This is a genomic window from Ideonella azotifigens (assembly GCF_006519715.1).
Taxonomy (GTDB): domain Bacteria; phylum Pseudomonadota; class Gammaproteobacteria; order Burkholderiales; family Burkholderiaceae_C; genus Ideonella; species Ideonella azotifigens.
The window spans coordinates 1-3,270 of record NZ_VIDT01000628.1 but is presented as its reverse complement, the minus strand read 5'-3'; the positions used below and the strand labels follow the sequence as shown (position 1 = coordinate 3,270).

At 66.9% G+C, this 3,270-nt stretch carries 2 protein-coding genes and 1 pseudogene; all 3 read right to left on the bottom strand.

Annotated elements, in window-relative coordinates:
* Positions 1-354, bottom strand: a 354-nt coding sequence (locus FKP22_RS25290) for a type I-F CRISPR-associated protein Csy2 (RefSeq protein WP_233446966.1), incomplete at its 3' end; no start/stop codon positions are given.
* On the bottom strand, positions 351-1,556 hold the full coding sequence (gene csy1, locus FKP22_RS25285; protein ID WP_211361575.1) for a type I-F CRISPR-associated protein Csy1: 1,206 nt from the start codon (positions 1,554-1,556) through the stop codon (positions 351-353). The genes csy1 and FKP22_RS25290, both read right to left, overlap by 4 nt.
* Before the next feature lie 493 nt (positions 1,557-2,049).
* Positions 2,050-3,270: pseudogene (locus FKP22_RS25280) on the bottom strand (type I-F CRISPR-associated helicase Cas3f); the annotation flags it as partial.

The window sequence follows — 3,270 nt, the reverse complement described above, 5'->3', positions numbered from 1 at the left end:
CGCGTCGCCCAGCCGCACGTCGAACACTAGGCTGATCTCCAGGTGCGCGCGGCCTTCTTCCACGATGGCGGCGGTGCTGCCGTCTTGCAGGACAGGGTTGCGCGTGAGATGGAAGGCGCGGGTGTAGCCGCTGGTGGTGACCTGCGCCTCGAAGCCGTGGCAGACCACGCCCACGCCCAGCAGGTTGATGCCCGCTTCGGGGCCCAGGCGCCGCTCCAGTGCTGTCATCAGGCCGGTGAAGGCGGTGATGGCCGGGAAGCCCCAGGTCAGCGGGCTGGAGATGGCGTTGGCGTTCTGCACGCGCAGGTGCGGCAGCAGCAGCACTGCGCGGTGTTGCGGAGTGGGCTGGCTCACAGCACGCCCTCCCGTTCCATGGCCTTGAACAGCTCGCGTGCCTGCTTGCGCCAATGCAGGTACTCGGCATCGCCCATGGGCAGAGGGGTGCGCAGCGCGTGGTTGAGCCAGTTGGCAAAGTCCCGGGCCAGTTCGTCGATCAGGTCGGGCGGGGTCTCGCCCGCGCCTTCCGGGTCCAGCCAGGCGCGGTGCGTGGCGGGCAGCTCACAGCGCGCATCGGTCGACCAGCCGGGTTCCAAGGTCTGCTGCTCGGCGGTGAACAGCATCAGTTCTTCCAGCAGGGCCTCTACCCATTCGTCGCGCTGGGTGCGGGTTTCCAGGTTGCGTGCCGGGTCGCCCTCCAGGAAGCGGCGCAGCAACTGGGTCAACCGGCGGGCCTCGGGTCGGTGGCCGAAGACTTTGAACAGCGAAGCCGTGCCCAGCACCGGCCGAATCTCCGCCGAGCGCCACACAGGTGGCAGCGAGGCGAGCAGCATGTTGTTGCCGCGCCGCTCGCTGTTGAGCTGGCTGATGTTCTGCGGCTTGGTACCGCCCAGGCTCTGGATGGCCAACTGCGGATACTCGCGTACCTGGCGCTCGTGCCAGTGGCCCGCCTTGCGGGCCTCGCGTGCGGCCTTGGCCTCATCGCTGAAGCGGTCGTCCTGCAAGGCTTGGTAGACGCGGTGCACCAGCGAGGTGGGGTACAGCGGCGCCAGCAGGTGGTAGCCGGCATCGTCGTGCGGGTCCGCGCCCACCAGCCAGTAAAACTGCTTGGCCAGCGTGTGCGAACTGAGGCGGCCCCGCGCTTCGGACAAGCCCGCAAAAGCGGCCATCCATGCCGCCGCTTGGGCCGGGTCGTCGCTGAGCGCGGCGGCCAGGTCGGCATCTGCCTGTGTCGCCAAGCTCAGCAGGCTTTCGCCCTGGTGCGCCAGCTTCAGGAGCTTGTAGACATCCAACGCGGCGGCATTGCCCACCACATCGGCGTCAAATTCGGCGCCCAGCGCGTGGCTGCCCATTTCGTCCAGCGGCTGCATGCTGCTGGGGTCGCGGTACAGGCTGCTGCCCTTGGCATCCGGGTGAATGGGCTTGAGCGAGTGCGTGACGGCCTGGATCTGCCCGACGCGGCGGGCCGCGTCCTCCAGCCAGATCGCGGGTTGGAACTGCGCCTGCAACTCGGCGCGCTTGGGGTCGTATTCGGCGAGCTTTTCCAATTTGGCGTTCAATCGTTCGGACAAGAAGCCCAGAACAAGCGAACGAAGCTCTGCCTGACGCCCAATGAGGTGCGTAGACATGACATCTCCCTGAGGGGGTGTCGCGGCGCAAGGCCGCGACTAAAATCCCCAGGGCAATGCCGCGGGGATGCTTTGGGAACGCAGCGTCAAGCTGCGTCAGACGCTTATGGTCGGGTGAACGCTACTCACGTTCATATCCTCCTTGGCCGACATCCTTACGACCGTTGGTGCCGTGGCTCTTCAAACCGATGGCGTTGCTCCGAACGCGCAGGGTGTTCCACCACCCTGCGCGTTCACCCAATGTAGGGCGGGCGGTACGCATTTGTCAACCAATGAAGCTCGATTTGTCAATTCATCCATATGCGTGGTGTAACCTCGCCAGACTGCCGTAAGGCAGCTCAGAAAAATGACGCTCGGTTTGCCGATGTCATGCTTCACTGCCGCACAGGCAGCGGGCCGACACCTCAGGTGTCGGCCCTCCTCGTCAATGCCGCTTCTTTGCAAAACCCAAGGCCGGGTGGTAGCGCCAGCCGTCGGGGTTGTCGGGCACCGCCACAGTGCCGAAGCGCTTGGCGCAGAGGTCCAAGGGCATGTCCAGCGCGGTGGCCAGGTCGGTCAGCGCGCTCATGTAGTCAGTGATGCCCCAAGGCTGGATGCGCTCGCCACCCACTGCCTTGTTCGGCACGTGGTGGCATCGCAAGTTAGCTGGTTCATAAATCTCGTCGCCTGGGCGCAAGGTGGATTGCACGCGATATAAGTGAGCAGTCTCACCGTCTTCATCCGGCCGCAACACCAGCGTCACATCGGCTGGGTGCGGCTCCTGGCGGAAGGGCTGGGCGCGTTGCAGGACGGCTGTGAGCGTGGCGTCTTGTGGCGGTGCGTCCCACCATGTGCTGGCGTTGAGTGCTGCCAACGGGGGCGCGGCAGCGGCCTGGGTGCGGGCGCGGCTGACCAACCCGCGAGGCGGTGCAGGCGCGGGCGCTGCGCTCGGCAGCATGTGCTGCTGCAGCCGGGCGTGCTCCAGATCCACCAGTCGCTGTTGGGGCTGCAGTTCGGCGGGCGGCACGATGCGGGGCCGGGCGTCGATCACCGCCAGCTCTTCGGGCCGAACCAGGGCGTGCAGATCGTGGCTGCTCAGCCGGAAGTCGGGTGCCTCGAAACCGGGCTTGCAGAAAGCTGGCTGGCCGGGCTGCTGGAAGTGGCGCAGGTTGTGGTCGAGCACGAGGATGTTGGCTTCGTTGACGGCGCCTGGCCGGTGGCGCCGCACGCGGCCGGCCAACTGGATCAGCGAGCGCATGGACGAAGGTTCCACCACGGCCCAGTCGTAGTCATGGTCGCGGCCCACTTCGGTCACGGGCGAGCCCAGCACGATGAAGAGCTGATCGGCCTCGGGCGCGGCGTCCAGCCGCTGGCGAATGCCGGGCAGGGCGAACACGGCGTCAGGCTCGTGCCGCTTCAGCGCCTGGTCGAGCTGCTGCTCGATGGCTGAGCGCACCAGCAAGGGGTGGCGGGAGTGGTAGACGCACAGGTGCACCCGGCAGCCTTCAGGCGCAGGCTGGCCGAACAAGGCCAGCGCCACTTCAAACAGCGGCTCGATGTTGGCCATGCGAACCAGGCCGAAGCTGACGCGATGGCCGCTGACGGCGTCAACGCTGTGGTGGGCGCGGTGCAAGCCCAAGGCGGCGGCCAGCAGATGGGGCGCCCA